This is a genomic window from Granulicatella sp. 572.rep1_STHE (assembly GCF_001073445.1).
Classification (GTDB): Bacteria; Bacillota; Bacilli; order Lactobacillales; family Aerococcaceae; genus Granulicatella; species Granulicatella adiacens.
This window is the reverse complement of sequence record NZ_JVBO01000012.1, coordinates 73,584-99,159: the sequence shown is the minus strand read 5'-3', so window position 1 is coordinate 99,159 and position 25,576 is coordinate 73,584. Positions and strand designations below refer to the sequence as shown.

Annotated in this window: 21 protein-coding genes, 2 pseudogenes and 1 riboswitch; of the genes and pseudogenes, 1 reads left to right on the top strand and 22 read right to left on the bottom strand. The window is 37.0% G+C overall.

Annotated features, from left to right (window positions below):
• Positions 1 to 257 precede the first annotated feature (257 nt).
• The 10 genes and pseudogenes from ADH99_RS01845 to ADH99_RS01800 form a co-directional block, all read right to left on the bottom strand.
• A pseudogene (locus tag ADH99_RS01845) lies at positions 258 to 1,040 on the bottom strand (transporter substrate-binding domain-containing protein); the annotation flags it as partial.
• Positions 1,041 to 1,194: 154 nt separating this feature from the next.
• Positions 1,195 to 1,338, bottom strand: a riboswitch (Lysine riboswitch).
• Between the two features lie 524 nt (positions 1,339 to 1,862).
• Positions 1,863 to 4,232 (bottom strand): phosphoketolase family protein, encoded by a 2,370-nt coding sequence (locus tag ADH99_RS01840; RefSeq protein ID WP_049554686.1) that lies wholly within the window; start codon positions 4,230 to 4,232, stop codon positions 1,863 to 1,865.
• A 391-nt stretch (positions 4,233 to 4,623) separates the two neighbouring features.
• The gene (msrB, locus tag ADH99_RS01835) at positions 4,624 to 5,058 is read right to left on the bottom strand and encodes a peptide-methionine (R)-S-oxide reductase MsrB (protein ID WP_049554687.1); all 435 of its coding nucleotides are present in this window, start codon (positions 5,056 to 5,058) and stop codon (positions 4,624 to 4,626) included.
• A gap of 11 nt (positions 5,059 to 5,069) precedes the next feature.
• On the bottom strand, positions 5,070 to 6,980 hold the full coding sequence (gene mutL / locus ADH99_RS01830) for a DNA mismatch repair endonuclease MutL (protein ID WP_049554688.1): 1,911 nt from the start codon (positions 6,978 to 6,980) through the stop codon (positions 5,070 to 5,072).
• 3 nt (positions 6,981 to 6,983) lie between these two features.
• The gene (mutS, locus tag ADH99_RS01825; RefSeq protein WP_049554689.1) at positions 6,984 to 9,539 is read right to left on the bottom strand and encodes a DNA mismatch repair protein MutS; all 2,556 of its coding nucleotides are present in this window, start codon (positions 9,537 to 9,539) and stop codon (positions 6,984 to 6,986) included.
• A gap of 23 nt (positions 9,540 to 9,562) precedes the next feature.
• Entirely contained in the window at positions 9,563 to 10,360 is a 798-nt protein-coding gene (locus ADH99_RS01820; RefSeq protein ID WP_049554690.1) for a TIGR00282 family metallophosphoesterase, read from the bottom strand.
• Between the two features lie 111 nt (positions 10,361 to 10,471).
• Complete coding sequence (locus tag ADH99_RS01815) at positions 10,472 to 10,795, bottom strand: branched-chain amino acid transporter permease (protein ID WP_049554691.1); 324 nt, start codon at positions 10,793 to 10,795, stop codon at positions 10,472 to 10,474.
• Entirely contained in the window at positions 10,788 to 11,486 is a 699-nt protein-coding gene (locus tag ADH99_RS01810; RefSeq protein WP_065427291.1) for an AzlC family ABC transporter permease, read from the bottom strand. The genes ADH99_RS01815 and ADH99_RS01810 overlap by 8 nt, the downstream gene beginning before the upstream one ends.
• Before the next feature lie 73 nt (positions 11,487 to 11,559).
• A complete protein-coding gene (tkt, locus tag ADH99_RS01805; RefSeq protein ID WP_049554692.1) occupies positions 11,560 to 13,554 on the bottom strand; it encodes a transketolase in 1,995 nt (664 codons plus the stop codon).
• 191 nt (positions 13,555 to 13,745) lie between these two features.
• Positions 13,746 to 13,994, bottom strand: coding sequence for a DUF896 family protein (locus ADH99_RS01800; protein ID WP_005605128.1), 249 nt, complete (start codon positions 13,992 to 13,994; stop codon positions 13,746 to 13,748).
• Positions 13,995 to 14,135: 141 nt separating this feature from the next.
• On the opposite strand from ADH99_RS01800, the gene lexA reads away from it, so the two are divergent.
• Positions 14,136 to 14,759: a transcriptional repressor LexA gene (gene lexA / locus ADH99_RS01795; RefSeq protein WP_005605127.1), complete on the top strand. Its 624-nt coding sequence runs from the start codon at positions 14,136 to 14,138 to the stop codon at positions 14,757 to 14,759.
• Between the two features lie 42 nt (positions 14,760 to 14,801).
• On the opposite strand, the gene ADH99_RS01790 is transcribed toward lexA, so the two are convergent.
• The 12 genes and pseudogenes from ADH99_RS01790 to ADH99_RS01735 all read right to left on the bottom strand — a co-directional run bounded on the left by ADH99_RS01790 (position 14,802) and on the right by ADH99_RS01735 (position 25,477).
• Positions 14,802 to 15,296 (bottom strand): PTS sugar transporter subunit IIA, encoded by a 495-nt coding sequence (locus ADH99_RS01790; protein WP_179944350.1) that lies wholly within the window; start codon positions 15,294 to 15,296, stop codon positions 14,802 to 14,804.
• A gap of 16 nt (positions 15,297 to 15,312) precedes the next feature.
• On the bottom strand, positions 15,313 to 16,128 hold the full coding sequence (locus ADH99_RS01785; RefSeq protein ID WP_049554694.1) for a MurR/RpiR family transcriptional regulator: 816 nt from the start codon (positions 16,126 to 16,128) through the stop codon (positions 15,313 to 15,315).
• 122 nt (positions 16,129 to 16,250) lie between these two features.
• A complete protein-coding gene (locus ADH99_RS01780) occupies positions 16,251 to 17,756 on the bottom strand; it encodes a PTS transporter subunit EIIC (RefSeq protein ID WP_005605121.1) in 1,506 nt (501 codons plus the stop codon).
• 43 nt (positions 17,757 to 17,799) lie between these two features.
• Positions 17,800 to 18,477, bottom strand: coding sequence for an N-acetylmannosamine-6-phosphate 2-epimerase (locus ADH99_RS01775; protein ID WP_049554695.1), 678 nt, complete (start codon positions 18,475 to 18,477; stop codon positions 17,800 to 17,802).
• 259 nt (positions 18,478 to 18,736) lie between these two features.
• The gene (locus tag ADH99_RS01770) at positions 18,737 to 19,372 is read right to left on the bottom strand and encodes a response regulator transcription factor (protein WP_049554696.1); all 636 of its coding nucleotides are present in this window, start codon (positions 19,370 to 19,372) and stop codon (positions 18,737 to 18,739) included.
• A complete protein-coding gene (locus ADH99_RS01765; protein WP_053091343.1) occupies positions 19,365 to 20,432 on the bottom strand; it encodes a sensor histidine kinase in 1,068 nt (355 codons plus the stop codon). Before ADH99_RS01765 ends, ADH99_RS01770 begins: the two co-directional genes overlap by 8 nt.
• The gene (liaF, locus tag ADH99_RS01760) at positions 20,429 to 21,163 is read right to left on the bottom strand and encodes a cell wall-active antibiotics response protein LiaF (protein WP_049554697.1); all 735 of its coding nucleotides are present in this window, start codon (positions 21,161 to 21,163) and stop codon (positions 20,429 to 20,431) included. Before liaF ends, ADH99_RS01765 begins: the two co-directional genes overlap by 4 nt.
• A 137-nt stretch (positions 21,164 to 21,300) precedes the next feature.
• Positions 21,301 to 21,780: a transcription elongation factor GreA gene (greA, locus tag ADH99_RS01755; RefSeq protein WP_049554698.1), complete on the bottom strand. Its 480-nt coding sequence runs from the start codon at positions 21,778 to 21,780 to the stop codon at positions 21,301 to 21,303.
• A 171-nt stretch (positions 21,781 to 21,951) separates the two neighbouring features.
• Entirely contained in the window at positions 21,952 to 22,584 is a 633-nt protein-coding gene (udk, locus tag ADH99_RS01750) for a uridine kinase (RefSeq protein WP_049554699.1), read from the bottom strand.
• 4 nt (positions 22,585 to 22,588) lie between these two features.
• Positions 22,589 to 23,731, bottom strand: coding sequence for an endolytic transglycosylase MltG (mltG, locus tag ADH99_RS01745; protein ID WP_049554700.1), 1,143 nt, complete (start codon positions 23,729 to 23,731; stop codon positions 22,589 to 22,591).
• A gap of 184 nt (positions 23,732 to 23,915) precedes the next feature.
• Positions 23,916 to 24,521, bottom strand: coding sequence for a GyrI-like domain-containing protein (locus ADH99_RS01740; RefSeq protein ID WP_049554701.1), 606 nt, complete (start codon positions 24,519 to 24,521; stop codon positions 23,916 to 23,918).
• 60 nt (positions 24,522 to 24,581) lie between these two features.
• Positions 24,582 to 25,477, bottom strand: a pseudogene (locus ADH99_RS01735) (helix-turn-helix transcriptional regulator).
• Positions 25,478 to 25,576: the final 99 nt, after the last annotated feature.

Here is a 25,576-nt window from a genome sequence, read left to right as displayed (position 1 = left end):
TAAGAAAGTCTAATAAACTTTGTGGGGAAAGATTACGAAGCGTAAAAATCTCGCACTGTGAGATTTTTATTAGCTTCTGTCTTTCTGCCATCCTGTAGTTGAACTCGGGCTTGTTAAACTCAAAGTTCTATAAAGTTGAGCTCGCCATCGCAGAAATGGCGTGCGTTTCCCGAAACGTCCGCACGACTCGTTCCGAGTCCCTTCCGGCGTTCCGGTCCAACGTTCCATTTCTGAACGCGATGTCTCACATCCTACTCTGCAGCTGGCTGATTCTTAATTGCTTCTTGCATGATTTGTTGACGTTCTTCGCTAGAGATTGTTTTTAATGCTTCGTTGATTTCTTTTGTTAGTGAGCTATCTTTTCTCACACCAACAGCTGTTTGTGTGTCTTCTGGTGATGTTTTGAAGCCATCTGTTAATTTAACCATTACGAAGTCGCTGTTTGCTGCTTGAGCTGAAATTGCTTCTGGTAATTCAGAAACGTAAGCGTCAATTGTTCCAGATTGTAAAGCCACACGCATTGCTGGGAAGTTATCCATAGCAGTTTGTTTGTTGACACCAGGAATTTGGTCGATTACTGAGTAGTGGAAAGTATTTAATTGAGCTGTTACTTTAGCACCAGAGAAATCCGCTAATGAAGTAGCATTTGCGTATTTAGAACCTTTTTTAACGACTAATACTAATTGTGAATCATAGTAAGAATCAGTAAAGTCGATTGTCGCTTTACGCTCTTCAGTAGGACTCATACCAGCAATGATTGCATCTATTTTACTTGAAACAAGAGCTGGTGTTAAGCCATCCCACTCAGTTTTAACAATAACTAATTCTTTTCCTAATTGTTTAGCTACACGTTTTGCGATTTCAACGTCATAACCACCAGCGTATTGGTCAGTTCCTTGAATTTTTACCGCACCGTTTGAATCATCGTTTTGAGTCCAGTTAAATGGTGGATATCCTGCTTCCATCCCAACCACTAATTGATTTTGATTGGCTGTTCCTTGACTAACAGGGGTTCCACACGCTGCTAATCCTACTGTCATTGCTAAAGTTGCAATTGCGCCTAAAATTTTTTTCATTTTCTTTCTCTCCTTTTCGATTATCAAACTGGTTCACTCATCACACACAAAAAAGGAACCACGAACAAAAGCCGTGATTCCCCATAAAAAAAGTCATAAGTAGTCATTCTTTTGCCCGGTAATTGATTGCACTTCATGAGTATCTGGGCAGATATCATGACAGTGACTGACCTATTATGACCAGCCCCCAACGTTTTCACGTTTCGGCGAAATCCCCTTTCCAGTTTCCTGTACTCTTGTCATCCGCACCTCAGTTCAATAACCATTTGATTTAATTGTTGAACATAAATTAACACATAATTTTTTGAAAGTCAACCCCTATATTTACATTTTTTGAAAATAACTATCAAAACTCCTTTTTATCTCCTCCACCTTCTCTAACATTATGCCTCAGAAAAGCATTATATATTAGTCGATGAAGCAACAGATATATTAATTACGGAAAATCCGCAAGGATTTGGAGTAATTACTGTCTCCTTTCCCCCTCCACTATCAGGTTGCCTTAGAAATGATTTTTTTGCACTAAAAAAATAAATGATTACGAAGGACTTCGAGTTTCTATAATCGCAGTGGTGGGGAATCGTATTAAATGCGAATTAAAGGGAGTTAGGAATTTATCCCTTACTCCCTTTTTGAGGCTTTAAAGGTGAGAGACTCAAGGCTCGAACCGGTACCCCACTACAGCGATTATAAAAGAAACCGAAGGTTCCGAAGTAATCATTTATAAAGTATTTATTTCCCAGCACAAAAAGAGTGCCTCATTTCTGAGGCACCCTGTTAGATGAATTATTTATTCACATTTTCCCATTGCCAGCTCACAACTTCAGGAATATCTTCCCCGTGTTCACGGATGTAGCTGTGGTGGAATTCCACAGTTTCGTCCATTTTCGCAGCAAATTCGCTAGCTTTGTCGCCGTATACAGCAACTGCAGCGTCTTTAGCAACGTGGAAGCGGTCCATTTCAGATAATACACGCATATCGAATGGAGTTGTGATATCTCCGTTTTCACGGTATCCGTGGATATGAACATTATGATTGTTGCGATCGAAGAATAAATCACGAATCATACCTTCATAACCGTGGAAGCAGAATACAACTGGTTTATCAGTAGTAAATAATTTATCAAATTCTTCGTCAGATAAACCACGTGGGTCCACTTTTGGAGAACGTAATTTCAAGATATCTACTACGTTAATGAAGCGAATCTTCAATTCTGGGAATTGTTTGTGCAAGATTGAAATACCTGCTAATGCTTCTAAGTTAGGTTCAGTACCTGCAGCAGCAATTACTACGTCTGGTTCTTCTCCTTCTTTCACTGTTGAAGCCCAATCAATTACTTTGTAACCTTCACGTACTAATTCTTTAGCTTCTTCTACTGAGTAGAATTGTGGACGTGGGTGTTTTGAAGAAACGATTAAGTTAATTTTATCTTCTGAACTTAAAGCTTCAGCCATAACAGCCATTAAACTGTTTGTATCCGCTGGTAAGTATTCACGAACGAATTCAGGTTTTTTCTCAGCTAAGTGTGTTAATAAACCTGGATCTTGGTGAGTATATCCATTGTGGTCTTGTTGGAACACTGTTGATGTTGCAATCAAGTTTAATGATGGATAGTTTTTACGCCATGGAGCGTGAGTTTTAGCTTTACGTAACCATTTGAAGTGTTGAGTGATCATTGAGTCCACTACACGTAAGAATGATTCGTAAGATGCGAAGAATCCGTGACGACCTGTTAATACATACCCTTCTAAGAATCCTTCAGCTTGGTGTTCTGATAATTGTGAGTCGATAACACGACCAACTGGTGAAATCCATTCATCGTAGCTTTCGTCACGACGACCAACCCATTGACGGTTAGTTGCTTTGAAGACTTCGTTTAGACGGTTAGATTTAGTTTCGTCTGGTCCAAAGATACGGAAGTTATCTGGGTTTGCTTTTACTAAGTCAGCAGCAAATTTACCAAATTCAATCATATCTTGTTTTTGGATAGCACCTGGTTTAGATGTATCGATTGCATGTTTAGTCCAATCAGTAATTTCCATTGGTTTTACAACCCCTGCGTTAGTGATTGGGTTCATGCTCATACGACGTGGGCCTTTTGGAGAAATTGCAGCAATTTCTTCTACTAATTTACCATTTTCATCGAATAATTCTTCTGGACGGTATGATTTCAACCAGTCTACTAAGCTATCGATGTGTTCCATAGCTTCTCCAGATACTGGGATTGGAACTTGGTGAGCACGGAATCCACCTTCGATTGGTTCATGGTTCCATTCTTTTGGACCTGTCCAACCTTTAGGAGTACGTACTACTAATACTGGCCAATGTGGCATTGTAGCTTCTTCGGCGCTCTTAGAACGAGCTTCTTTTTGAATCGCTTGGATTTTTTCAATAGCTTCATCTAATTTAGCAGCCATTAATGGGTGAACTTCTTTAGGATCTGTTCCTTCTACGAAGATTGGATCCCATCCTAAACCATTGAAGAATTGTGTTAACTCTTCATCTGTACGACGAGCTAAAATAGTTGGGTTGTGGATTTTACCACCGTTTAAGTAAAGGATTGGTAAAACTGCACCATCGTTTACTGGGTTGATAAATGTGTTTGAGAACCAACCAGCTGCTAAAGGACCCGTTTCTGCTTCTCCGTCACCGATAACTGCTGCGGCAATTACGTTAGGGTTATCTAAAACAGCACCTGTAGCATGTGATAATGAGTAACCTAATTCTCCACCTTCGTGAATTGAACCAGGAGTTTCTGGAGCCGCGTGAGACGCAATTCCTCCAGGGAATGAGAAGATTTTACATAATTGTTTGAACCCTGCTTCATCTTGAGTGATTTGTGGGTATAACTCTGTGTAAGATCCATCTAAGTAAGAGTTAGAAACCATTACTTGTCCACCGTGACCTGGTCCTTCAATGTAGAACATATCTAAGTCATATTTATTAATAGCACGGTTTAAGTGCGCATAAATAAAGTTTTGTCCTGCGATTGTTCCCCAGTGTCCGATTGGATGAAGTTTAACGTCTTCTTTTTGGATTGGACGACGTAAAAGTGGGTTATCTTTTAAGTACATTTGAGCTACTGAAATGTAGTTTGCTGCACGCCACCAAGCATCCACCTTTGCTAAGTATTCTGGTGTATCAAATTGTGTCATGTATATATTCTTCCCTTCTTGTTTTTGGTTTCCTAAGAAATCAGAAAAGTCGATTCAAAAAATTCCTATTTTTTAATCGACATGTATTTACCATAGCCTGTAGTATCTGTCAAGAAGAAGCATGGTAACCTTTACCGATTACGATTATTTTCTGTTCTCTCAAGGAAATATTCCTGTTTTCGAAATAGTTATCTAAATATCGAAAACGTTCATAACCACATTTATTTGACTGTTTTATCTCGATTTTTTGATCATTTAATTCATCGAGCACTCTATATTACCATTTTTTATGTTCATTCCGCAATAAAACGTTCATAAAAAGTATGATAGGATCAAAAAAATCCGAGGTTTCCACCCCGGATTTTCCATATAATAAGGTTCAAACAGATCTTTATTTAAAATATTGAAGAAACTCTCCGTATCCTTCTTCTTCGAGTTTATCAACTGGGATAAAGCGAAGAGACGCTGAATTAATGCAATAACGTAGTCCACCTAATTCTTTTGGACCGTCTTCAAAGACGTGTCCTAAATGTGAATCTGCTTGTCCACTTCTTACTTCAGTTCTTTTACGGCTTAGTTTGTAATCTTCTTTCTCCGTTAGAGTTGTATTTTCAATTGGTTTTGAAAATGATGGCCAACCACATCCTGCATCAAATTTATCCTTTGAGCTAAAAAGTGGTTCACCACTGACGATATCTACATAGATTCCTTCTTCGTAGAAATCATCATATTCTCCTGAGAAAGGTCTTTCTGTGGCTTCATTTTGAGTCACTTCGTATTGAATTTCTGTTAATCGTTTTTTTAGTTCTTCTTTTGAAAATTCCATCGTGGTCTCTCCTATTCAAATTGTTGTCGTTTCGTTTGATGCGGATCTTGAATTCTCTTGAAGAGATGTTCCAAGTCCTTATTCGTTAAATGAACGAGTACGGGTCTACCGTGCGGACAGTTATATGGATTTTTACATTTTGCTAAATCCACTAATAACTGACGTGCTTCCCATTCACTTAAGTGGTGATTGGCTTTAATCGAACCTTTACAGCTCATCATGATCGCTGTAGCTTCTCTTAATTTAGCAACCGTAATCTTTTCGTCAGCCAAGATAAAGTCGATAATTTCTTCGATAATCGCCTTCTCCTGTCCCTTTTTAATCCATGCTGGATGCGATTGAATTTGGAAGGTATTTTGCCCGAACGGCTCCATCCCAATTCCAAACTCTTCTACAAGAGGTAGTCGTTCTTCCAATTTCACGCTATCCTTCTTCGAGAACTCCAGTAATATCGGAACCATTAGTGGTTGACTGACTCGGCCTACTTGACCAATCTCCACTTTGAACTGTTCATATTTAATCCGTTCTTGGGCGGCATGTTGGTCAATCATATATAAACCTTTTTCGTTTTGCGCGAATAAATAAGTTCCATGCATTTGTCCAAAATAATGCAATTCTGGGAATTCCTTTTCGAAAGGCTGTGTATCGATTTTCTCAGCTAATTTCAAGTAGTCTGCATGGTCATCGTGGCTGTCCACGAGTTCTTCTTGAAGGACAGGTTCAACTACTTTCCTTACTTGAATAGGCGCATCATCGACCGGTAGAACTTCCACTTCTTCTCTTACATTTTCTGAATAAGAAGGTGTTTCTACGCGAGTAGGCTCCACAATAGGTGTCTTCAATTGCCACTCCAAAGTTTGTTGGACTGGTTTTGGAGCTTCTACCCTGTTTTCTTTGCGTTTGAAGGACAAGTCTTCAATCGACTCAGGAATGCGTTGTACACCCTGTATCGCCTCTCTAATCGCTTTTTGAATTACGAGAGAAAGTTCTTGCTCTTTACTGATTCGAACTTCTTGTTTCGTTGGATGCACGTTCACATCAACGAGTTGTACGTCCATTTCAATCGAAATAATGGTAATTGGGAATCGTCCGACCATTAATGTGGATCCGTATCCTAATGTAATGGCCTTTGCGATTGCCATATTGCGTATTGGTCGTCCATTAATGAAAATCGATAAGTAATTGCGGTTTGAACGAGTGAGTTCTGGGAGCGACGTATATCCTGATACTTTGAAATCTTCGTCTTCTCCACTAAAAGGTAACATCTTACGAGCATTTACGGGTCCAATATTTCCTGCGACTGCTTGCAGCAACTCACCCTTCCCAGAAGTTTGCAATAACAGATTACCGTCATTTTTTAAAATAAAGGCAATTTCTGGGTGACTGAGAGATGCTTTACTCACTACATCCGTAATATGAGCTAACTCCGTCTGCAATGTACGAACGAATTTCAACCTAGCCGGTGTATTATAAAACAAATCTTCAACTAGGAAAGTCGTTCCTTTTAATGGTGGAACGGTCTTCTCTTCTTTGATTTCACCAGACTCGATCTTTAACTCTACGCCGCTGTCTTCTCCGGTAGAAGTTGTCAGCGTCACTTTCGATACGGCCGTAATACTCGCTAAGGCTTCACCACGGAACCCAAGCGTATGAATTCTAAAGAGTTGTTCTGGCGAATAGAGTTTACTCGTTGTATGACGTTTAATCGACATACGAGCATCCTCTTTCGTCATCCCACTTCCGTTATCTTGAATGCGAATCTTGCGAAGACCACTCTCTTCGATTTCAATCTCGATACGAGTACTGCCAGCGTCAATCGCGTTTTCGAGCAATTCCTTCACCACAGAAGAAGGACGTTCGATGACTTCCCCTGCTGCGATTTGGTTTGTCAGTAATGGACTTAATTCTTTAATGGTTCCCATACACTACTCACCCTTTTCTATTTGTTGCCATTTATACAGGATGTTCATTGCATCCATTGGCGTCATGCTCATTAAGTTTAATCCTTTAAGCTCGCGAACCCATTCAGGCATAGTTTCTGCTTCTTCTTCAAAGAGCGATACTTGTTCCACGAAGGTGCTATTTTCATTAGATGCCCCTTTAGCTTCTAAATGATTTAAAATCGTTCTGGCATTTTTCAATAGCTCTGTTGGAAGCCCAGCAAGTTTCGCCACATGAATTCCGTAACTCTTATCGGCAGGACCTTCTAATACTTTATGCAAGAAGACCACTTCACCATTTTCTTCAACGGCTCCCACATGCACATTGCGTAAATCCGCATATTTCTCGCTGAGTCTTGTTAACTCATGGTAATGCGTTGAGAATAATACTTTTGCAGATAAATGCTCATGAATATATGTGATGATGGCTTCAGCGAGCGCCATTCCATCATATGTAGCTGTTCCACGTCCGATTTCGTCAAACAATATCAAGCTTGTTTCATCGGCATTTCGAAGTGCATGGTTTGTCTCCATCATCTCTACCATGAACGTACTTTGGCCAGAAATTAAATCATCAGCAGCCCCAATACGGGTAAAGATTTTCGTAAAGACTGGAATCGTTGCACTCTTAGCAGGTACAAAACATCCGATTTGCGCTAAGATCACACAGAGCGCTAATTGTCTCATGTAAGTCGATTTACCGGACATATTCGGCCCAGTAATGAGAAGAATATGCTCGTCTGGACTCATTGAAATGCTATTTGGAACATACGTTGATTGTCCCATCACCTTTTCAACAACCGGATGGCGACCATCCTCAATCCAGAGTCTACGGTTCTTCATCGAAATCGTAGGCTTCACTAGGTGATAACGTTCGCTCACCACACTGAAGGCTTGCAGAACGTCAATCGTTGCGACCGTCTTGGCTAATTGTTGAAGCTGAGCGGTGTAATTTTTCACTTGTTCACGCACTTCTACGAATAATTGATATTCGAGTGCACTTGATTTTTCTTCCGCTTCTAAAATGAGCGTTTCTTTTTCTTTTAATTCAGGTGTAATAAAACGTTCCGCATTCGCCAGCGTTTGTTTACGCTCATAGCGGCTGCTATCGAGTTTGGATAGATTTGATTTTGTCACTTCGATATAGTACCCAAACACCTTGTTGAAACTAATCTTCAATGAACTAATGCCTGTTTGCTCACGTTCTTGTTGTTGTAGCGCGGCAATCCATTCTTTTCCATGCTTCATCGTGTCGCGGTACGTATCGAGTGTAGAGTTATACCCTGTACGAATAATGTTTCCATCTGAAATCGTCAGTGGCGCATCTTCGTCGATGGCACGGTCGATTAAATCGTATAACTCAGGAATGTCGAATAAGTTTTCTCCAAGAGCACTCCATTCTTCTGAATCCAAGCTATCCACAATCGATTTAAAGATTGGAACTTGACCAAGTGTTTGTTTAAGTTGCAAGAGGTCACGCGCATTGGCGGTTCCAAAGGATACTTTCCCAACAATACGTTCTAAGTCGTACACACGTTTCAAGGTTTCGATAAAGTCTGTACGTTCAAAGTAATGTTGGTTCAATGTTTCTACTAGCGCATGGCGTTTTTGAATCGCCCCTTCTAATACAAGTGGTTTTTCAAGCCATTGTTTAAGGAGTCGTCCTCCCATGGCTGTTTGCGTCTCGTCTAAGAACCAGAACAGCGACCCGTGTTTTTGATTGGCACGAATGGTTGTTGTTAGCTCTAAGTTACGTTTTGTCTCATAATTCATTGAGAGATAAAACTCACTTTGGTACGCTTGCGCCTTTTGTAAGTGCGAAAAGCTTCTCTTTTGTGTCAGTTTCAAATAGCTGAGTAGGTTTTGCACACAACGAACAGAAGCTTCATCTTCTAGTTCTGAGACTAAGTCTGTGCAGTCTTCGGCATTAATTTCATCTTTTTCAATTGTTGAAATCAAGATTTGCATGCTCGTAAAGAGATGACGAAGTTCTTCTGTCACATCACTATCGACAAGAACGACTTCACGGCATAGTAAACTTGAGCATTCGCTACGCACTTCTTCTAAGTTTTCGAGTTGTGTCACTTTTAATTCCCCAGTTGACACATCCACATACGACAGTGCAAATCGTTTCCCCACAAGCGGTAAAATCGACACTAAATAATGGTTTTGATTTTGCGCTTGGTATTCTGTATAGGTCCCTGGCGTCAAGACTTGAACAACGTCTCGCTTCACCATTCCCTTTGTAAGCTTTGGATCTTCCAACTGCTCACAAATGGCTACTTTCTTTCCAAGTTCAATCAGCGTTTTAATATATTCTTTTGCGGCATGATGAGGAACCCCACACATTGGAATTGGGTCCTCAGCATTTTTATTTCGACTGGTTAATGTAATTTCGAGAAGTCGTGCTGCTTCAATCGCATCATCATAAAACAATTCATAAAAATCACCTAGTCGATAAAACAATAAGCAATCAGGATATTTTTCTTTAATCAAAAAATACTGTTGCATCATCGGTGTGTGTTTCGTTTTTTGTGGCATTTCTGACTCTCTTTCTAATCTTTTTATTCAAAAAATGGTGCATCTGGAGTAATGCGAATCGGTTGAATCGATTTCGCCTTACCCGTTTTTTCATCAATATCAATCAAACAAGCGCTTAATTGGCCTTCATCGTCTTCTGCCACTTCAAATCGTGCTGGTAATTGATTGAGGAATTTCGTAATAATAATATCGCGTTCCATTCCGAGAATCCCGTTATACGGACCAGTCATTCCCACATCACAAAGGAAGGCTGTCCCTTGCGGAAGTACTCTGGCGTCGTTTGTTGGCACATGCGTATGTGTTCCAACGACGGCAGACACTTTCCCGTCTAAGTACCAAGACAAGGCTTGTTTCTCGCTGGTTACTTCTGCATGGAAGTCAATAAAGATAATCGGCGTCCTCTTCCTAGCTTCTTCAACCGCCTCTGTAACTTTTGCAAAAGGATCATCCAATGTATTCATAAAGACGCGGCCTTGCAAGTTGATGACGGCCACTTCTTTGTCGTTACATTTTACATAAACGATTCCTTTTCCTGGAACTCCTGCTGGATAGTTCAGCGGTCGTACCATTTTTGTGGCATCTTCAATGAAATCAAAAATTGCTTTGTTATCAAAGGCGTGATTCCCAAGCGTTACTACATCTGCTCCAGCCTGCAGTAACTCCTTATAAATCTTCTCCGTAATTCCTTTCCCATGGGCAGCATTTTCCCCATTAATGACAGTGATTTGCGGTTTATATTTTTTCTTTAATTTTGGGACGTATTGTGCGACCATCTCTCTTCCAAGAGATCCGACAACATCGCCAACAAATAATAATTTCATAAGAGTGCCTCTTTCTAAATCAATGTAGCTCTATTTTACCATAAAATAAGGCTAGAAAATACCTAGATACAACCATGAACTAGGTAGCTTAAATTAACATATATGTTAATTTTACATCACTTGTAATAACACCATATAAATAACCGTTGGGACAAAGATACTCAGCAAAGTATTCTCCTTCCACCATTGCAATAAGACGACAATCGCGACAGCAATGAGTTCTGGAATTCCAAATGGTGCGCTTATAAACGAAATATCCTTTAAACAATAGACAACTAGAATCGTAATAATCGCTTGTGGTAAGACCGCCGAAATAAACTGCATGCGGGAGGATAAATTCGTTTGATTGCGGAGTACTAAAAATGGAAATAATCGAATCGCAAAAGTCACAACTCCACTAGTAATAAGAGCAAGAATAATATACGTACTACTCATTTTCTTCCTCCTTCATTTGTAGTTTCTCACGTTCGAAGATTGCAATTAAACCGATCATTGTTGTCGCTAAGGCGCACACAAGGAAATATTGTTTTCCAACAAGAATTAACCAGAAAATAGCACTAATTCCCCCAATGATGAACGGGAAATAACGGTCCGCCTTTTTCAATTGATTCACAAGAATCACAACAAAGAGCGCCGTCATTGAAAAATCGATGCCCTTTGTTGAAAATGGAAGGAATTCGCCGATGACAACTCCAATGACTGTACCAAAGACCCAATAGAAATGGTTCAACAGTCCAACATAGACCATCACTTGTTCATTATCTTCACTCTTCGTTTGTTTCATCCCTACTAAGAGAGAAAAGGTTTCATCTGATAGGGCAAAGATTAAATAAAATGCTTTCCAGCCCAACTTTTTAAATTCTTCAATAAAGCCAACGCCATAAAACAACATTCTAGCATTAATAAATAAAGTCATTAAAGCAATCATCCAAAAACTCATCCCTGCGCTCATAAATGAGACCAGAGCAAATTGCATGGATCCTGCATACACAAATATACTTGAAAAAATAGAAGCCCAAGCTGGAAATCCTTCTTGTGACATCAAGAGTGCAAATGCAATTCCTAAAAAGATATACCCGAAACAGATTGGTAAACTAATCTTAAATGCTTGTTTCAATTCGTTCATACATTCTCCTAAAAACAAAAAAAGATTGAAAGTCCACTACTTGTGGGCTTTCAATCTTCATTTTAACCTATTTTTATAAAGATTTAAATGTATTCACTACGTTTTCTACAGTGAAGCCTAATGTTTCCATGACTTTATTTCCGTTACCTGATAAACCGAAGCGGTCGATCGTCACAGTAGCTCCGTCAAGGCCTACATATTGTCCCCATCCGAAACTTGCCCCCATTTCAACGGCTACACGTTTACGAACATCGCTAGGTAATACTGATTCGCGGTATTCTTTTGGTTGTTCTTCGAATAAGTTCATGGATGGCATTGAAACAACTGATACATCAATTCCTTCTTCTGCAAGAACTTTTTGCGCTTCGATGGCAAGAGCCACTTCAGAACCTGTCGCAATCAAGATACCTTCTGGTGTATCGCATTTTTGAGGACTTACTACATATGCCCCACGTTTCACACCTTCATATGCTAATTCCTGTGAGTGTTCAAGAACTGGTAAGTTTTGACGTGAGAATACGAGTACTGATGGACGGTCTTTTGTTTCTACGGCCACTTTCCATGCAGCTGATACTTCGTTCCCATCTGCAGGGCGAATCACATTTAAGTTTGGAGTTGCACGGAACGCTGCCAATTGTTCGATTGGTTCATGCGTTGGTCCATCTTCCCCAACTGCAATTGAGTCATGTGTATATACATAGATTGCAGGTAAATGAGAAATCGCTGCAACACGCATTGCTGCTTTTAAGTAATCTGCGAATACAAAGAATGTACCACCGTATACACGATTACCTCCATGAAGAAGCATACCGTTCATCGCAGCTCCCATCGCAAATTCACGAACCCCAAACCAGATATTTCTTCCACCATAATTTTCGTGAGAAAAGTCTGTATCTGCTTTGTTCATTGTGTTATTTGATGAAGAAAGGTCTGCAGATCCACCCCAGAAGAATGGAATATGCTTTCCTAATTCTTGAATCGCTGCTTGGCTTGTTACACGAGAAGCCATTGCTTGGCTACCAAATTCATATGAAGGTAATACTTTTTCTAGATCTACTTCGATGTTTCCTGCAAAGCTATCTTCGAATTCTTTTGCAAGTTCTGGATAAGCTTGTTTATAACCTTCGAATAAAGTTTTCCACTCATTGTAGTCATTTTCACCTGTTTGGACTAATAATTTATCAAAACGGTGTTGTACTTCTTCAGGCACTTCAAATGGGCCATATTCCCATCCGTAGTTTGCTTTTGCTTCTGCAATGCCGTCAGGTCCTAAAGGAGCACCGTGAACTTTGTTAGTCCCTTGGTTTGGAGCACCGTAACCAATAACCGTTTTCACTTCAATAATCGTTGGTTTTTCTTTTTGGCATTGTGCTTCTTCAATAGCTTCTGCAATTTCATCTAAGTCGTTTCCATCTTCAACGCGAATATAGTTCCAACCTAATCCTTTGAAACGTTTCTTCACATCTTCGGTAAACACTTTATTTAATGGTCCATCTAAACAGATGTCATTTGAATCATATAAAACGATTAATTTATTTAATTTCAATGTCCCTGCTAGAGACGCGGCTTCATAGGAAATCCCTTCCATTAAGTCTCCGTCACCGCATAATACATAAGTATGGTGATCCACAACTGGGTACCCTTCACGGTTGAATTTGGCTGCTAAATGAGCTTCAGCCATAGCCATCCCAACACCGTTTGCAAACCCTTGTCCAAGCGGACCAGTAGTTGCATCTACCCCATCTGTGTCATGTACTTCTGGGTGCCCTGGTGTTTTACTTCCAAGTTGGCGGAAGTTTTTCACATCTTCAATTGATAAGTCATAGCCAGATAAATGTAATAAAGCATATAACATTGCAGATCCATGACCTGCAGATAATACAAAGCGATCGCGATCGACCCAATTAGAACGTTTTGGGTTTACCTTTAAATATTTAGACCAAAGTACATATGCCATTGGCGCTGCACCCATTGGTAGTCCAGGGTGTCCTGAATTCGCAGCTTGAATGGCATCCATACTTAGTGTACGAATCGTATTCACTGCTAGTTGATCGGTTTTATCAAACATACAATCACTCCTTAAAAATAGTTTTCCTTAATAGGAACTTACTACTCTATTTTACTAAATTCAAACATTCTTTTGCAACCGTTATTCTAATCTTTAATAAAATAAAGTAACCCCTTGCAAAATTGATTCAAATTTATTAGAGAAACAAATAGTAGAAAAAAAGAGGTTGAAAATCCTCAACCTCCTAATCCTTATTCTTCTCCTCGATTATGTAATCCTTTTTCTTTTTGGATTGCTTTTAGTTTATCAGGAGTCACATCATTTCCTTCTTCGTCAACAATTTTTAATCCTTCAATATGATTACGCATGCCTCCACGAAAAGCCTCCAAATACTCTTGACGTAGGAGTTGTTGTTCTTTTTCTTCTGTAGGTGTTAATTTTCCTTCTTTTTTCTTTTTAGCCAATTCATTGATACGACTAATCTTCTCTGGTGATAACATTTCTTCATTCCTTTCCTTTTATTCGTCCCTAGTGTATCACGATTTATAAAAACTTCCTAAAAATCCGATTTACATACGAACATTTGTTTGATTTTCTAGTATAGTCTGTGATAAACTATTTTTAAAGAAGGAGATGTTCCGATGACAAATTTAAAAGATTCAAGACAATTAGATGTTTTACAGTTTATTTATAAAGAAGTTCAAGAACACGGTTATCCACCAACAGTGCGTGAAATTTGTAATGCTGTTCAGCTTTCTTCGACTTCTACCGTTCATGGCCACTTGTCCAGATTGGAAAAAAATGGATTCATTCAGCGCGACCCAAGTAAACCTCGTGCGATCGAATTAACAATGGCAGGATTAAAGGCCATTGGTGCAAAGGCAACTGCTATTCCAATGCTTGGTGTGGTTACCGCTGGTGAACCAATTCTTGCTGTAGAAGAAGCAAGTGACTTCTTTCCAATTCCACCAGAATTACAAAATGAATCCGACGATCTTTTTATGTTGCGTATTAAAGGGGATAGTATGATTAATGCTGGAATCTTTGATGGTGACTCTGTTATCGTTCGTAAACAATCTACTGCAGCCAATGGGGAGATTGTCATTGCAATGACCGAAGAAGACACTGCTACTTGTAAGAGATTTTACTTGGAAAAGGACCACGTTCGCTTAGAACCTGAGAATGACACAATGGAGCCAATTATTCTTCCAAATTGTACTATCCTAGGAAAAGTAGTTAGCTTATACCGTAGTCATATTTTCTAAAATAGAAAAATCCGCTCAATAGAGCGGATTTTTTTATTTTATTTAAGGCTTCATCGTTACTTTCCCAACTTCTGATTTTCCATCTACTGACCCTTCAGTCGCGATAGAAAATGTATCTAATTTATCCATATTTGTAAAGAGGACCATCATCGCTGTATCTTTACCAGCTTCCTTTAAAGCCTCTAAATCAACCGTGGATAAAACTGTATTCTCATCCACCTTTTCACCAACCATTACCGTTGTTTTAAACGGAGCTCCTTTTAATTCAACTGTATCGATTCCCATATGGACTAACACTTCAAGTCCTTCAGGAGTTTTAATCCCCACAGCATGTAGCGTTGGAAAGACATTTACAATTTCTCCTTTAACAGGTGAAGTAATCACTCCACTTGTTGGAAGTATCGCAAAACCGTCTCCCATCATTTTACCCGCAAAAACAGGATCATTCACTTGCGTAATTGGAACTATGTCTCCAGACGCTAGTGCATAAACTACTACTTCTTTATCTTTTTTATTCTTTTTAAAAAATCCAAACATTTTATCTTCTCCTTCTTTATTCAGGTTGAATCGCATGCAATGTATTTGAAAAAATAGAATGCTTTCTTTCCTTATCGATTTCCTTGTAATAACTATACAAAATATCAACCACTACTAAAACCGGAAACTGTGGTGAAATTGTCGTCCCTTGTTCCAAAGCATTTTTCATCGCAATAAGAACCAATTCATCGCATTCATGCGACAGTTCCTCACTCTTTTTAGAAGTGATTAGAACCGTTTTTGCTCCCTGATTCTTTGCAATATTTACTGCCTTTACCACACTTTCATTTGCCGAAACTGTGATTCCAATGACAAGACAATCTTCATCTACTAGCACACGATTCATAAGCATTGTATGCAAATCCGTAATCGCCTCACAAATCATCCCAAGTCTCATAAAACGAAATTTCATCTCTAATGCTGCTAGTCCAGAGCTCCCTTGACCATATATATATACCCTTTTAGCACTGCTGAGCAATTCACAAACTCGAATTAATTGAGCTTCATTTACAAGGGAAAAAGACTTCGACAAAAGCTCAGCATAATCTTCAAGAACGATTTTAGTCGAATTAATATGAAGCGTCGACTCTTCCTTACTTCTCTTTTCATAATCATAAATAAATTGTCGATATCCGTTATATCCGCATTTCTGGGCAAATCTTGTCAGTGACGGAATGGAAACGAATAAACGATTGGACACTTCTTGTGCCGAAAGAGACACTCCTTCTGGAATTGGTTCTAGAAAATACTGTGCAATTGTCTTTTCAATCGGTGTTAAAGTATCGTAAATAGACTCTATAATAGGAGCCACTTTTTTCTCGAATGACAACACCTGCATCTCCCCTTTGCATTTGCTTTTTTTATTATAACATACGATGCCTATTCCTATTAAAAATTAAAAGCAGGCAAACTAGACACGAGGGCTAGTTTACCTGCTTTAGTTAAGATTGATTACTAGTCATCTACACCTAAAATTTCATTGATATTATTTTTATAAAGGATGGCTTTAGCTCCATAAATTGCTTGAATGCCGCCTTTTACTTCAAGAACATCAACTGCACCGATTTCTTTTAACGTTGCTTTATTCACTTTTTCAACATCTTTAACAGATACGCGTAAACGTGTGATACAAGCATCTACATCTTCGATATTTTCTTGACCACCCAAAGCATCAATAATACGAACGCTATCTTGTTTTAAGCTATCTTTAGTTTCCACAACTGGTTTTTCATCACTAGCTAAATCATCTTCAACACGTCCTGGTGTAGCAACATTGAATTGAAGAATAAACCATCTAAATACAACATAGTATAAAACGCTCCAAACAAGACCAAATGGAATTTGTAATAACCAGTTTGTCTTATCATTACCTTGTAATACCCCAAATAATGTGAAGTCGATAACCCCACCTGAGAATGTATTACCAATAGAGATATTTAGAATATCAGCGATGAAGAAACTTACCCCATCAAGGAATGCGTGAACAACATATAATACTGGGCTTACGAATAAGAACATGAACTCAATTGGTTCTGTAATACCTGTAATAAATGAAGTTAATGCAACCCCGAAGAATAAACCAGCATATTTTTTACGACGATCTTTAGGAACACAGTGGTACATTGCTAAGCAGGCAGCTGGAAGACCAAACATCATTGTTGAGAAACGACCAGCAAAGAAACGAGTTCCTTCAGTAAATAGTCCTACATGGTTTGGATCCGCTAATTGAGCAAAAAAGATTTTTTGAGCTCCAACCACAGTTTGGCCAGCTACAACTTCCACTCCACCTAATTCTGTAAACCAGAACATTGGATAAATCATATGGTGTAACCCTACAGCACCACATAAACGCATTAAGAAGCCATATAAAAATGTACCAATTGGACCAGCTTGTGAGATATATCCACCAGTAGATACTAATAATTGTTGGAATGGTGGCCATACTAAGAAGAAGATAGCTCCCACAAAGATAGACGCAAATGATGTTACAATTGGAACAAAACGGCTACCACCAAAGAATCCAAGTACTTGAGGTAATTGAATATTGTTATAACGGTTATGTAACCATACAGCCACTGATCCAACTACAACAGCACCGATAACCCCAGTATCAATGGAAGCATCTTTTGCCATAAATAATCCAACAAGCGCTTTAATAGTTGCAGTCATTACTAAGTATCCTGTAACTCCAGCAAGAGCAGCAGTTCCTTTGTCACGTTTTGCTAGCCCGATACAGAGCCCGATACAGAGAAGAAGTGATAGATTTGCAAAGACAACTTCTCCAGCTTGGCTCATCACTTTAAAAATCGCTTGTAATACTTCGTTATTTAATGCAGGGTATGTCGCAACAGTTGTTGGATTGGATAAAGCTCCCCCAATCCCTAATAGCAAACCAGCTGCCGGCAAAATGGCAATTGGCAACATAAATGCCTTCCCTATTTTTTGTAAGACTTTAAACATATGGTTTTCCCCCTAAACTTAAAATGAATAATTCTTATCTTTCCTAGTGTTGATGAATAGCATCAACAAATTTTTTTGTAATGAGTTGTGGACGTGTAATCGCAGAACCTACAACTACACTATAAGCGCCCAACTCTAGCACTCTTTTCACCTTTTCAGGTGTGTCAATATTTCCCTCTGCAATTAAAGGATGTTTGATTTGTTTCAAAACAGTTCTTAAAATTTCAAAATCATTCGCTTCAATTTTATCGCCATTACTTTGTTTCGTATATCCCACTAAAGTACTTCCGATAAAATCAAAACCAAGTTCATCAGCGTGAATCATTTCTTCTACTGTAGAACAATCCGCCATCAATAATTGATTAGGATATTTTTCTCTAATTTCCTTATAAAATTCGTCCAACGATTGTCCATTTGGACGAGTAGATGAAGTCGCATCCAGTGCAATAATTTCTGGTTGAACCGTCATAAGTTCATCTACTTCCTTCATCGTAGCCGTAATAAAAACATCTGAATCGTTATAATCTCGTTTAATAATTCCAATAACTGGTAAATCTACAGCTTCTTTGATTGCTTTTATATCCACTACTGAGTTGGCACGAATTCCCTTTGCTCCTCCTTCCTTTGCAGCAACTGCCATACGAGCCATAATATAATCACTATGCAATGGTTCATGCGGCAATGCTTGGCATGATACAATTAATTGACCATGTATTCTCATAAACAGCCTCCTTTTTAAAACCCTTTCATATTATCAGTATACTAGTCATAGAAACCATTTTCAATACACCTAGTTTTTTTAGTAAGTAGTTTCAAAAACCGTCTCTATCATTTCTTCCTTTATCCTTTTTTCGAAATTACTTTCATGCCCAATCAAAAATTTTACACTAAAAAAGATGCATGGAAATTTCCATACATCTTTTTCGTTTTGATTCTTCTGATGATTCATATTCATTCATAACTAATGACCGTAACTAAGTCTACATTTTTATTAACTGGTGCTTAAATGCATAAATCGTTGCTTGCGTTCTGTCTTCTACTTCCAATTTGGATAAAATATTTGAAACATGAGTTTTTACCGTTTTTAAAGTAATAAATAATTCATCCGCAATTTCTTGATTCGATTTTCCTTGTGCAATTAGAAGAAGAACTTCCAATTCCCGTTGAGTCAAATCATCATGAGGGAAATGTTGTTGCTTCATTTGGATTCTATTCACTAATTTATCAGTCACTTGTGGTTCAAATACTCCGTCCCCTTGAAAAGTATCACGAATAGCTTTAGCAATTTGAGAGGCCGAAGAAGTTTTTAAAATATAACTTTTGGCACCCGCATTGATGGCTGGAAAGACTTTCTCATCATCAATGAAACTGGTTAAAATAATGATTTTTGCTTCTGGCCATTGACGTAAAATTTCTTTTGTCGCTTCAATTCCATCCATCTCAGGCATGACCAAATCCATTAGAATGATGTCCGGTTTATAAGATAAAGCCTTTTCCACACCTTCTCGTCCATTTTTTGCTTCAGCAATAACATCGATATCATCCTGCATTGATAAATACGAAGACACGCCTAATCGTACCATTTCATGGTCATCTACTAATAAAACATTAATCATAATTTCCCTCCAAATGACGACCAAGCGGAATTTTGATTTCTATTGTTGTCCCTTGATTTGGGAAACTTACAATCTTCACTTGTCCACCGAGTCCCTGTACTCTTTCTTTCATATTATTTATTCCATAACTACCAGGATGGATGTCATCAACGTTAAATCCAACACCATCGTCTTCTATTTTAAAGATTACATTTGAGTCTTTCTGTCTTAAGTAGACTTCTAAATGTTTGGCATGAGAATGTCTTAAAGTATTCGAGAGTAATTCCTGAGCAATTCTAAAGAGATGATCTTCAACCCCTTCTGGCAAAGTAACATCTTCTATATCCCAATGAATTTTCATTTGCACTTTCGTTTGTAATTCCACTAATAAACCTTCGATTCCGGATTTTAAGGATTTATTTTCTAAAGAAATAGGTCTAAGATGTAGTAATAATGCACGCATTTCAGACTGTGCTTGAGAAAGAACATGTTCAATCATGGCTAGTTGTTTTTGTTCTTTTTCATCAAAATGTTGCTTTCTTTCATTCAACGCTGAAATCATCATCATTGCGGCAAATAATTGTTGGCTTACAGAGTCATGTAATTCTCTGGCAATACGTCTTCTTTCTTGTTCAATAATTTGTTCTTTTGTCTCTTCTCCAACATATTGAGGTTTTCTACCTATTTCTTGTAACTCTAGAGATACCGTTTCAATCTGATTCGATATTGCCATTGATTGAGTATAAAAAGCATTTAAATCTAGAATTGTTGCTTCATTCAGCCAATTAGATTCATCTTTATCTTTTACCAACTGAAACTGTGCCTTTTGAATCATTAACAGCTGCTCTGTTATTTTTCTTTCAGCCTGACGATTTAATACATATAAGATAACCGCAGAAATCAATGATAAAAATAGAAGTATTAAAAGAAATAATGTGATAGTCCCAAGTGTTTCCTGAAAACTAATCTCTTCTAAATGATCAAAATTAAACCATTTTCTAAAGAGAAATATAAATACTGTACTGACAATACTATAAAGTGCTGAAAATAGAAGCCAGCTTTTGAGGATTCGTTGCTTCATGCTTCAATCACCTCAATTTTTCCAGCTACAATTGTCGTATAGATTTTTACTCGCTTACTAGTTCTTTGATAATCTTCACTATATAACTGAATAGACTCATTACTTAACGTATAAGATTGCTTTTCAAACTCTAATTCTCCAGCGAAACTATGGTGATGAATCATGACACCGACTCCATACGGAACCAAAATTCGAACTCGTCCAAACCCTTTTCGTATCACAATTACGTTTTCTTTTGCTGGAAGAATCGTATTTCCTAAATCAATAATGGTATCTCCAACTAATTGTCCAGCGTTGATATCGTTCCATTCATAAGGCTCATTTCCAATGATTTGAGATCCTATCCAATCGAATCGTTTAATTTTCTCCGAATCAATCTCTTCTTCTCTAGAATTCACGAAAATATATTCTTGTTGATCCTTTCTTTGAAAAATAGTCGTTACCACAGAAAAAGACGAGCTATCATGACTAAATAATAATATGAGTAATGCTCCTATCATACCTAACCAAATTCCGGCAGTAGATAGTAAAGGCAATATCATAAACAAACTACCAAAACATAAACCCATATTTTTCATAAATTTTACATTTTTAAAAAGAACCAAACTACTTACGATAGTAGCAACTCCAAGTGCAAAGATGATAAATAAGCCCATTCTAGTAGTAATTTCAATGGCTGAAATCATTGTTCCTAGTAACAATACAATGAGCATCTTTTTAATATTTTTCATCTTCTCACCTCCATATAGGTATTAGTATATCATCTTCTCACATACAATCCTATCACGAAATAATTTTAAGACCATCAGTCTAAAGAATGATATACAAAAAAGCTAGGAAGTTCCCTAGCTTTTTACAATATTATGAATTAAGCAGATTGAATATCAATAATTCGGATTTTCATTTCCCCACCTGGTGTTGGAATAACTACTTCTTCATTTAATTTTTTACCAATAATTCCTTTGGCAATTGGAGAATCATTTGAAATCTTACCTTCAATTGGGTTTGCTTCTGCACTACCAACAATCGTATAAGTTTCTTCATCTCCATCTGGTAATTCGATAAACGTAACTTTTCTACCTAATGAAACAACATCTTTTTCAACATTGTTATCGTCAATAATTTCAGCAAAACGAATCATTTTTTCTAATGTTGAAATACGTCCTTCAACAAATGCTTGTTCATCTTTCGCTGATTCATATTCAGAGTTTTCTGATAAGTCACCGTAACTACGAGCAATCTTAATTCGCTCCACAATTTCTTTACGTTTAACGACTTTTAATTCTTCTAATTCGGCCTCAAGTTTTGCTTTTCCTTCAAGCGTCATTGGAAATACTTTTTCAGTCATACGACTCTCCCCTATATTGTTTTTTAGATTATCTCAATCTACAATGCTAAAACTTTAACATTTTATAGTGAAGATTGCAAGCCCTATTCATTATTTTTATATGATTTTAAGAAATTTTAGTGAATTTTTTGTATAGAAAAGACCTTTGAAACAAGTTCAAAGGCCCAAATATTAAGCTAATTCTCTTAAAATAGAAGCTATTTTTGTGGTCATTAAGTCAATTGCAACTGTGTTCGATCCACCCTCAGGAATAATGATGTCTGCAAACTTTTTAGTAGGCTCAATAAATTGATGGTGCATTGGTTTTACAACAGACATATATTGATGAATAATTGAATCGAGTGTTCTTCCACGTTCCACCATGTCACGTTTAATACGGCGAATAATACGAATATCATCGTCTGTATCTACATATACCTTGATGTCCATCAAATCACGCAAGCGTTTATCTTCAAGAATAAGAATACCTTCAATCAGAATAACATCTTTTGGCTCTTGATGGATTGTTTTGTCGCTTCTTGTATGATTTTCGTAATCATATACTGGTTCTTCAATCGATTCAAAATTGATTAATTTATTCATATGTTCAATTAATAAATCTGTATCGAAAGCAAATGGGTGGTCATAGTTTGTTTTTAAACGTTCTTCAAACGGCATATGACTTTGATCTTTATAATAGTAATCTTGATCAATTTTCACAATCGTTAATTCCGGGAAATTCTCCAAAATTTTTCGACTAACACTTGTTTTCCCACTTCCTGAGCCACCAGTAACTCCGATAACAATTGGCTTTCTCTTTTCCATGACCTTACTCCTTATCCACATATTTAGCTTTTAATTCTAAATGTTCTTCATACGTTTTCGCAAAATAAATTTCTTTCGTATGAATATCCGCTACAAAGTATAAATAATCCGTTTTTTCAGGTTCTAGTGCGGCAACAATAGAATCCTCACTTGGACTATTATAAGGTCCTGGCCCTACACCGTAATTTTGGTATAAGTTATATGGAGAATCCACTTCTAAATCTTTCAATGATAGTGCTTCTTTATGTTCTCCTAAAGCATATTGAACAGCAACGTCTGTTTGAAGCATCATGCCTTTTTCAAGACGATTATAGAAGACACTAGCAATCTTCTTACGATCCTCGAGTTTAACCCCTTCTTTTTCAATTAAGGAAGCTAAAGCCATAATTTGTTGTAAAGTATAGGGACTAGCTTCAATTTGGGAGTAATATTTTGATAACACTTCATCTGTTTTAGCAACCATTTCAGTGATTAACATTTGAAGTGTTTTATTATCGTTCATATCATAAGTTGCTGGGAAAAGAAATCCTTCTAGAACATATTTCACATTATATGAATTGTATGACTGCGTTAATAATTTAGGATACTTTTGAACTAACAATTCAATAAAACCACTATCCTGAACTTTAGCCATAAAATCTTCAGCTGAGTATTTCGTTGATTTTGCAACTTCTTTAGAAATATCACTCAGTTGCTCTCCTTCTCGAATCACAACCTTCGTTGCATTCAAGTTTTTCTCTTTTCCTTTACCCGAGAGCTCTTCAATAATTTCATCTAAAGTCATACTTTTTGAAACTTGGTAAGCTCCTGCCTTAAATCCTGCGATATTTTTAAACTTTAAATAGAACGTAAAAAATTTTGAATTACGAATAAACTCTTTTTCCTTCAAATGATTTGCAACATCTTTAACAGATTCTCCTTGGTTAATTTCAAATTCAACCAATTCTGTTTGTTCGCTATCTACAGGTTTTACTTCACCGTTAATGTAGTTCCAAGTAAAGATTCCTCCAATTAGAACAATTGCTAGAAGTGCAATCATGAAGTACTTCATAATCTTTTTAATAATAGACGTTTCCTTCTTTCGGATATCTCTTTTAGAATCCGTCTCGGAAATTAAGGAATGCTTTTTATGTTCATTTTGAGACATTGTTTTCCTCCTAAGATAGTCACATAAGGTAACCATAGTTGTAGTTATTATACCCTATTATTATAAAAAAATGAAGAAACTCAATTACAAAAGGGAGTTAGAACGTTCATATAACAATATTTTAAGCTAGTTTATATTCAATAAAAGGCAACAGTATCTATTCATACTGTTACCTTTTGGGGATTTATTCTACTGAATATCTTAGAATTGTTTTTTGCTTTTCTTCGCTCGTTCTGTTTTTATTTGTTAAATATATTTCCCGATGCACATTAGATGTTCTTTTTAATTGTAATTCTGTAGCCAATTTATCCATCTTCTCAAAAGATTGAGGTTCATCATCAAAACTTCCTAAGTGTAAAATTTGAATCGCTTTTTCCTCTTCAAATTCTTTAAAGGCGATTTCTTCATATAAATCATTAGGCTTTTTTTGCTTTACGATTTCCATAGCTTGATAATATATTTCTTCAGTGATGAGTGTGGGTTGTTTAATCATTAAAATATAACTTAAATCATTTTTATCAAATTCAACCCTATCTCCTTTTTGCCATAGACCTTCTAAAGGAAAAACAGTAAAATCATTAATTTCATTATTCAATGCTGCTTTTTTAAACAGCATCTTTATACCATAAGCGACTAAGTATAAAGCGGAAATTCTATTTGAGAAATCTTCTTCATTTGGATTTCCTTGTCCTTTAATCGTAATGAACTTTTGCTTTGGAACATCTACTAAAACAGCTTTGGTTTTTACACCGTATAATTCTTTCTCTTGTTTTCTCCATTCATACTTCATTTTTCTCACGCCTTTCTATTTGATACTCTTATTATACGATTGAATACTTGCCAACCCATGTCATGTTTTATATTTTTCTCCAATTGTTTGAATCAATTGCTTTATTTGTAGGCGTATTTCTTTTGGTTGAAGTACTTCGACATTTGAGCCATAGGAGAATAAGTAACTAACCACTTTTTCATCATTCGGGAGTTCAATAGTTGTCAATAAATCTCCATTCTCATCAACAGTGATCTCGGTAGTTATTTCATCATAAACGCGATATGCCACTCTTTTATCAAATTTAACCTGAAGAGAAATCATATTATCTGGTACTTTTAATTCATTCAACGAAATTTCCTCAAAAGAATCCTCATATCTTTCTTTCAAAGTCTTCAAATTTTTTATTCTGGATAATTTAAATAATCTATAATTTTATTTCTAGACAAACAAAATGCATATAAATACCAATTAAAGCTTTTAAACCATAATCGAATTGGCTTGACTATTCTTGTAGTTTCTTGTAGATGGCTATAATAGTCGAATGAAATTAAATTTTTATTCAAAATCGCCAGCTTCAAATTTTGAAATAATGCTGTGTCATGTGTAGAATTCCATCCTTGAAAATCAACCTCAATCCAATTGATCATCTCCATATTAAATAAGGCAGACAATTTCATAAGAAGATTTTTGTCAGATAAGTCACTTGTTGCCTCTAATCCTTGTAAGGAATTCATTATTTGTTCCTTTTCTTCTTGAGATAACAAAGATTGATTCAAAATAAACTCTCTAGAAATCTCAATGCCTCCCCCTTTCCCTTGTGTGGCGTAAATAGGGATACCCGCACTACTAAGATTATCAATATCTCGGTAGATTGTTCTAATTGAGACTTCAAAATGGTCCGCTAGCTGTGATGCTGTGACTTTTCTTTTCGATAGAACATAATATAGCAGTCGAAACAATCTATTATTTTTCATACATTATCTTCACCTCTTAATGGATTATACTCTTTTAATGTTGACATCTTCTGTCAGGTTTTATAAATAAAACTATATTCCTCTAAAAAAAATAAAAGA

What these genes read in the sequence shown, in the direction of transcription:
- ADH99_RS01840 (WP_049554686.1), bottom strand. Translation starts at nt 4,232, where the DNA reads ATGACACAATTTGATACACCAGAATACTTAGCAAAGGTGGATGCTTGG.
- msrB (WP_049554687.1), bottom strand. Translation starts at nt 5,058, where the DNA reads ATGGAATTTTCAAAAGAAGAACTAAAAAAACGATTAACAGAAATTCAA.
- mutL (WP_049554688.1), bottom strand. Translation starts at nt 6,980, where the DNA reads ATGGGAACCATTAAAGAATTAAGTCCATTACTGACAAACCAAATCGCA.
- mutS (WP_049554689.1), bottom strand. Translation starts at nt 9,539, where the DNA reads ATGCCACAAAAAACGAAACACACACCGATGATGCAACAGTATTTTTTG.
- ADH99_RS01820 (WP_049554690.1), bottom strand. Translation starts at nt 10,360, where the DNA reads ATGAAATTATTATTTGTTGGCGATGTTGTCGGATCTCTTGGAAGAGAG.
- ADH99_RS01815 (WP_049554691.1), bottom strand. Translation starts at nt 10,795, where the DNA reads ATGAGTAGTACGTATATTATTCTTGCTCTTATTACTAGTGGAGTTGTG.
- ADH99_RS01810 (WP_065427291.1), bottom strand. Translation starts at nt 11,486, where the DNA reads ATGAACGAATTGAAACAAGCATTTAAGATTAGTTTACCAATCTGTTTC.
- tkt (WP_049554692.1), bottom strand. Translation starts at nt 13,554, where the DNA reads ATGTTTGATAAAACCGATCAACTAGCAGTGAATACGATTCGTACACTA.
- ADH99_RS01800 (WP_005605128.1), bottom strand. Translation starts at nt 13,994, where the DNA reads ATGTTATCACCAGAGAAGATTAGTCGTATCAATGAATTGGCTAAAAAG.
- lexA (WP_005605127.1), top strand. Translation starts at nt 14,136, where the DNA reads ATGACAAATTTAAAAGATTCAAGACAATTAGATGTTTTACAGTTTATT.
- ADH99_RS01790 (WP_179944350.1), bottom strand. Translation starts at nt 15,296, where the DNA reads ATGTTTGGATTTTTTAAAAAGAATAAAAAAGATAAAGAAGTAGTAGTT.
- ADH99_RS01780 (WP_005605121.1), bottom strand. Translation starts at nt 17,756, where the DNA reads ATGTTTAAAGTCTTACAAAAAATAGGGAAGGCATTTATGTTGCCAATT.
- ADH99_RS01775 (WP_049554695.1), bottom strand. Translation starts at nt 18,477, where the DNA reads ATGAGAATACATGGTCAATTAATTGTATCATGCCAAGCATTGCCGCAT.
- ADH99_RS01770 (WP_049554696.1), bottom strand. Translation starts at nt 19,372, where the DNA reads ATGATTAATGTTTTATTAGTAGATGACCATGAAATGGTACGATTAGGC.
- ADH99_RS01765 (WP_053091343.1), bottom strand. Translation starts at nt 20,432, where the DNA reads ATGAAGCAACGAATCCTCAAAAGCTGGCTTCTATTTTCAGCACTTTAT.
- liaF (WP_049554697.1), bottom strand. Translation starts at nt 21,163, where the DNA reads ATGAAAAATATTAAAAAGATGCTCATTGTATTGTTACTAGGAACAATG.
- greA (WP_049554698.1), bottom strand. Translation starts at nt 21,780, where the DNA reads ATGACTGAAAAAGTATTTCCAATGACGCTTGAAGGAAAAGCAAAACTT.
- udk (WP_049554699.1), bottom strand. Translation starts at nt 22,584, where the DNA reads ATGGAAAAGAGAAAGCCAATTGTTATCGGAGTTACTGGTGGCTCAGGA.
- mltG (WP_049554700.1), bottom strand. Translation starts at nt 23,731, where the DNA reads ATGTCTCAAAATGAACATAAAAAGCATTCCTTAATTTCCGAGACGGAT.
- ADH99_RS01740 (WP_049554701.1), bottom strand. Translation starts at nt 24,521, where the DNA reads ATGAAGTATGAATGGAGAAAACAAGAGAAAGAATTATACGGTGTAAAA.